General features: G+C 62.8%; 8 protein-coding genes. All 8 read right to left on the minus strand.

The window, feature by feature from the left end; genetic code table 11:
- The coding region (locus tag CK944_RS21310) for a type II toxin-antitoxin system PemK/MazF family toxin (RefSeq protein ID WP_103175057.1) at positions 1 to 230 on the minus strand (230 nt) is incomplete at its 3' end.
- Positions 230 to 472 (minus strand): AbrB/MazE/SpoVT family DNA-binding domain-containing protein, encoded by a 243-nt coding sequence (locus CK944_RS21315; RefSeq protein ID WP_103175058.1) that lies wholly within the window; start codon positions 470 to 472, stop codon positions 230 to 232. The genes CK944_RS21310 and CK944_RS21315, both read right to left, overlap by 1 nt.
- Positions 473 to 611: 139 nt before the next feature.
- Positions 612 to 1,076 (minus strand): DUF411 domain-containing protein, encoded by a 465-nt coding sequence (locus CK944_RS21320; protein WP_103175059.1) that lies wholly within the window; start codon positions 1,074 to 1,076, stop codon positions 612 to 614.
- 3 nt (positions 1,077 to 1,079) lie between these two features.
- Positions 1,080 to 1,709, minus strand: a complete 630-nt coding sequence (locus tag CK944_RS21325) for an SCO family protein (RefSeq protein ID WP_103175060.1) — start codon at positions 1,707 to 1,709, stop codon at positions 1,080 to 1,082.
- On the minus strand, positions 1,691 to 2,170 hold the full coding sequence (locus CK944_RS21330) for a copper chaperone PCu(A)C (protein WP_103175061.1): 480 nt from the start codon (positions 2,168 to 2,170) through the stop codon (positions 1,691 to 1,693). Before CK944_RS21330 ends, CK944_RS21325 begins: the two co-directional genes overlap by 19 nt.
- A 1-nt stretch (position 2,171) precedes the next feature.
- Entirely contained in the window at positions 2,172 to 2,753 is a 582-nt protein-coding gene (locus CK944_RS21335; RefSeq protein WP_103175062.1) for an SCO family protein, read from the minus strand.
- A gap of 76 nt (positions 2,754 to 2,829) precedes the next feature.
- Positions 2,830 to 3,453, minus strand: coding sequence for an isoprenylcysteine carboxylmethyltransferase family protein (locus tag CK944_RS21340; RefSeq protein ID WP_239986201.1), 624 nt, complete (start codon positions 3,451 to 3,453; stop codon positions 2,830 to 2,832).
- A gap of 37 nt (positions 3,454 to 3,490) precedes the next feature.
- Positions 3,491 to 5,209 (minus strand): heavy metal translocating P-type ATPase (locus tag CK944_RS21345; protein ID WP_103175064.1); only part of this gene is annotated, 1,719 nt, incomplete at its 5' end.

Raw genomic sequence — 5,209 nt, forward strand, 5'->3', positions numbered from 1 at the left:
GACTTGACCTGATCAGCCAGCACAGCACTTCCGCGCGCGTCGTCGATCGGCACCTCGAACGGATAGCCTTTGCGCTTCGTGGTCAGCGGGCAACACAGCATCAGGCCGATGCGATTGTAGGCTTTGGGCGACAGAACAACGGCGGGACGATGCCCGGCTTGCTCATGCCCGGCATGTGGCGAGAACTCCAACCAGACGATCTCGCCGGCTTCAGGGACATACTCCCCCATCAGAAAGCTTCATTGCCGATTGGCGCCCCAAAATCGACCTCATCATGAATGTTCTCAGGCGTAATTCCGGCGAGCAAATCGGCAAGATCATACTCCTCGCGCTTGATGGGCTCGATAACGACGCGTCCGTTGTCCTCTCGCACGTCAACGGCCTGATCCAGGTGCAAGCCGGCCGCGGCCATGACAGATGCAGGAATACGTACTGAAGCGCTGTTGCCCCATTTCTTTACTACGGCACGCATTAAGGTCTCCGGTTGATACTCTGTCGATACTAACCTGCTTGAGATATTGTAGCAACAGTGTATCGACTTTGTGATCTCTTGGTTGTCCGCAAGGGGATGGCTCAACGTACACCAAATCTGCCGCAAAGGGTTAGACGGGCTATGCAGCAGGATAATGGGTGAACACTTCACTCGTGCCATCCTTGCGGACCAGCAGGACATCATAGGCGTCCCGTTTGCTTTCCGGTCCCATGCCAGGGCTGCCATAGGGCATGCCCGGCACGGTGATGCCGCGGGCGTCAGGCCGCTCCTGCAGAAGCTTGCGGATATCGGCAGCCGGAACATGACCCTCGATAAAATAGCCGTCCAACGAACCGGTATGGCAAGACGAGAGTTCGACAGGCACGCCCAGATCCGCCTTGTGCTGCATAAGAAGCGCGCCGAAACGCTCTTCATGTGTCACCTCGAAGCCGCTTTCCTGCAGGTAGCGGGTCCATTGCTTGCAGCACTCGCAGCCGGTGCCTTCGACCACATGGATGGTGGTTGCGGTTCCGGACAGGGCAAGGCGCGGCATGGCACTCGCGGCAGCAGCGCACAGCAGGGTGCGGCGGGTCAGTCTGGTCATCGTTTATCCCTCTTGCTTCAGCGCCTGCCTGATCTTCGGCACGGCAGCTTGCGGATTTTCATGCAGGTCAATGATCCTCGACAAGCGCCCGTCCGCCCCGAACACGAACACGCCGGAGGTGTGATCCATCGTGTAATTGCCGTCGTCTCGGGGGACGCGCCGGTAAGTCACCCCGAAATCCTCCGCCGCGCGGGCCACCTCGGCAGGCGTGCCGGTCAGGCCAGTGATGCGCGGATCGAAGTTCGACAGGTAGTCGGCTAGGACCTCAGGAGTGTCGCGCTCCGGATCAACTGTAAAAAGGTTGACGGCAAGCCGGTCGGCATCAGGCCCCAGCTCTTCCAGCCAGTCGGTGATGTTTAGAAGCGTCATGGGACAGACATCGGGGCACCAGGTGAAGCCGAAAAAGACCAAGTTCGCCTGTCCCAGCCAGTCCTGCGGCTCGACCTGCTCGCCCTCGTGGCTGGTGAGTTGCCACGTCATGGCGCTCAGATCGGCGGCGCGTATCCGGGCGGCAGACACTGCCTTCTCCTCCTGCCACGGGAGATCGCCGCTCTGCCAGGCACCGAATGTCAGCATGAAGCCGAAGGCCGCAAGGAGGCCGGCACTGCCAAGGATCAGGGTGCGACGCCGCATGCCGCCTCTCGTGCCCGGATCGGCAGGATTTCAGTGTCGATCAAGACCTCCCCCGCCCTCTCGAACTGCAGCGTCATAGGGAAGCTTTCGCCTTCCTTCAGCTCCTCTTCGAGATCCATGAGCATGCCGTGATAGCCGCCCGGTGCCAGGCTGACGGTTTCTCCTGCGGGAATGTCGATGGCGGCCGCATGGGGCATGCTGGCCACGCCATCCGTCATCACAGTCTCATGGAGCATGGGCATGCCTGCCACGGGGGTTTCGATCCCGGTCAGGCGGTCGTTCGTGCTGCCGTTGTTCTGGATCGTGACGTAGAACACCGCGGGACGCGCGGTTCCGATGGTGGCGCGGGACCAGGCCGCGCTGACGGAGAGATCGCCCTGGGAAACCTTGGCGCAGTCGGCAAAAGCGAGGACGGGCAGCAAGGTTGCAAGCCCCAATCCGGTGATGAGCGATTTCATCATGTTACAGGCGTTCCTTGAGATCAGCGGTGATGTCGTCGGCGGGGGTTCCATACTCGAACTGGCGCAACCAATCGCCTTGAGGCCCGATCAGGTAAAGGCTGGAGCTATGCGACATAGTGTAGCCCCCTGGCGCTGACGCCGCCTTTTCCGGATCGGCAAAGACCTTGAAGCTCTCCACGGCGGCGCGGGTCTGGGCCTCATCGCCTGCAAGCCCAAGAATGGCAGGATGAAAGGCCGCCAGATACTCGTCCAGGCCGCTTTCACGATCCCGGACCGGATCGACCGAGATGAACACCGGCTGCACGTCCTTGGCCTCTGGTCCCAGGTCATCCATGACTTGGGCCACTTCCGACATGGTGGTTGGGCAGATGTCCGGGCAGTTGGTGAAGCCGAAAAAGACAAGGACATGCTTGCCCCGGAACTCCTCAGCCGTGCGGATGGTCCCCGTTTCATCCGGCAGGGAAAACTCCGGCCGGAAAGCCGCCACCTGCTCCTGCCTGTCGGTGCGCCAGAACAGCACGCCAACAACGGCAAGAGACTCAATGACGGCGATCCAAAGGGCGATCCTGATTGTCTTCAGCATGTCTGACAGTCCACGGCTTTTTGCGCTTGCGCCGTAGCACCTCTAGCCACATGAGGTTCAAGGGCTTTGTGCAGGCTCACGGCTTTGTCAAATCTCGGGCTTCTGTTGTTCCTCCGGACGGGAGGCTGGATCCTCGTCGGAGCCAGCGGGGAACCTGTGCGCTCCATCTGCAGTATTCGGCCCCGTGGACGGCAAGCAGGATGCGCTCCTCTGCCCGGATCTGAACCGAGGCTGAGGTGACAAAGACAAGAACTGCCACGAGCGTCAGCACGGACGGGATCGCCAGGGCCAGGCCTGTCAGCAGCAGCGCTTGACCCACAAAGGTCGGATTGCGGCTGAGGCGGAAAAGGCCACCGGTGACTAGGCTGCCGCTTTCCCCTTCAAGAACACCGACACGCCAGGACGCACCCATGGACATCTGTGCCGCGAAGGCAAGCATCGCCCCTGCCACCGCGAGAAGCACGCCCGCGATCCCTAGCATCTGATACGGCTCCTCAGCCCAGAGCGGATCCAGCCGGCGTAGTGCCGGAAAGACCAGCCAGATAAGCGGTCCGAGAAGCGCCAGTGCGAAGGCCAGGCGAAAGCCAAACGCGGCAAGGCGTTCGGTCCCACGCGTTCGTCCGAACAGCCAGACCGGTTGTCCTGCGATGCGGCCGGCCTCGGCCGTGCCCCAGGCGAAGGCTCCCAGATACAGTGCCATGATGCCGAGAGCGATCCAGCCAGCCTGTCCCGGCATCTCACGCCTCTTTGGTGGGATCGAAGCCCAGCAGGCGCAGGGCATTGAGGGTGACCAGAACCGTGGCCCCGGTATCGGCCAGGATGGCGATCCAGAGGCCGGTGATGCCGAGGATCGAGGTCACGAGGAATACCGCCTTGAGCCCAAGCGCCAGTGTCACGTTCTGCCGGATGTTGCCCATCGTTGCACGTGACAGCCGGATCAGGGCCGGGGCATCGGTGACGCGATCCCGCAGGATTGCCCCGTCGGCCGTCTCCAGCGCCACATCGGTGCCTGATCCCATCGCCACGCCGACCCTTGCCTCCTTCAAGGCAGGAGCGTCGTTGATGCCATCGCCGATCATCATGACGCTGCCCTGGCGGTTCAAATCACGGATCGCGGTCAGCTTGTCTTCGGGCAGCATGCCCGCGCGGAAGTCGATGCCGAGGTTTTCAGCAATGGCCGCTGCGGTGCGGGGATTGTCTCCGGTCAGCATCGTTGCGCTGACGCCCAAGGCGCTCAACTGTCGAACGGCCTTGGCCGCATCGTCGCGGGGCTCGTCCCGTATCGCGATCAGCCCGAGGGGCTGTCCAGCCCGGAACACGGCCACAACGGTCTTGCCTTCCTCTTCCAGCACAGTCGCGCGCTGCACGGCAGCCGCGTCGATCCCGCCGATTTCCGCAGCATGGGACAGCGAAGACACCCACGCCTTTGTCTCGCCCACGATGGCTTCGACGCCTCGTCCCGCGAGAGCGCGGGCATCACGCGCAGCCGGGATCGACACCTCGGCTGCCTTGGCTCGGCGCAGGATCGCCTGCGCAAGCGGATGGTTCGAGCCGGCCTCCACGCCAGCCGCAACGGCCAGAAGCTCGGCTTCGCTCACGCCAGAAGCAGGGATCAGATCGGTCACGACCGGCTTGCCCCGCGTCAGAGTGCCGGTCTTGTCAAAGGCGACATGCGTGGTCTTTGCCGCCGCTTCGATCACCGCGCCGCCCTTCATCAGCAATCCACGTTTCGCCCCCGAGGACAGCGCCGAGGCAATAGAGGCCGGCACCGAGATCACCAGGGCGCAAGGGCAGCCGATCAGCAGCAATGCCAGTCCACGATAGATCCAGGTGCTCCAATCCTGACCAAAGGCCAGCGGCGGAACCACGACCACCAGTGCCGAGAGCGCAATGACCGCGGGCATGTAGACCCGCGAGAAACGGTCGATGAAGCGTTCCGTGGGTGCGCGGGCCTCCTCGGCCTCTTCCACCAGGCGGATGATGCGGGCGATGGTGTTGTCTGATGGTTCCGTTGTCACGCGTATGCGCAGCGCGGCCTCGGTATTGATGGAGCCGGCAAAAACCCTGTCACCCACGCTTCGGGTCACCGGCACGCTTTCGCCAGTGACTGGGCTTTCGTCGATGCCGCTCGTGCCCTCGATGATGTCGCCATCCGCAGGAATGCGGTCGCCGGGACGGACAAGAACGCTCTGCCCGATCTCCAGCCTGTCCGCCGGAACGGTCCGGGTCTGACCGCCGACGTCCAGCAGCGCGGTCTTAGGGACAAGATTTGCCAGGGCACGGATGCCTTGGCGCGCCTTCCCTGCAGCAACCCCCTCAAGGACCTCGCCCACGGCAAACAGGAAGATGACCAGGGCTGCTTCTTCCGCAGCGCCGATGAGCAGCGCACCGATAGCAGCAATGGTCATCAGCCCCTCGATGGTGAAGGGTTGGCCCATGCGCAGCGCCTCGAAGGC

Source organism: Paracoccus sp. SY, from assembly GCF_002901215.1.
GTDB classification, from domain to species: Bacteria; Pseudomonadota; Alphaproteobacteria; order Rhodobacterales; family Rhodobacteraceae; genus Paracoccus; species Paracoccus acridae.

Bases quoted from the DNA above. Each gene is read 5' to 3' on its own strand.
- CK944_RS21315 (WP_103175058.1), bottom strand. From the start codon at position 472: ATGCGTGCCGTAGTAAAGAAATGGGGCAACAGCGCTTCAGTACGTATT.
- CK944_RS21325 (WP_103175060.1), bottom strand. From the start codon at position 1,709: ATGCGGCGTCGCACCCTGATCCTTGGCAGTGCCGGCCTCCTTGCGGCC.
- CK944_RS21330 (WP_103175061.1), bottom strand. From the start codon at position 2,170: ATGATGAAATCGCTCATCACCGGATTGGGGCTTGCAACCTTGCTGCCC.
- CK944_RS21335 (WP_103175062.1), bottom strand. From the start codon at position 2,753: ATGCTGAAGACAATCAGGATCGCCCTTTGGATCGCCGTCATTGAGTCT.
- CK944_RS21340 (WP_239986201.1), bottom strand. From the start codon at position 3,453: ATGGCACTGTATCTGGGAGCCTTCGCCTGGGGCACGGCCGAGGCCGGC.
- CK944_RS21320 (WP_103175059.1), bottom strand. From the start codon at position 1,076: ATGACCAGACTGACCCGCCGCACCCTGCTGTGCGCTGCTGCCGCGAGT.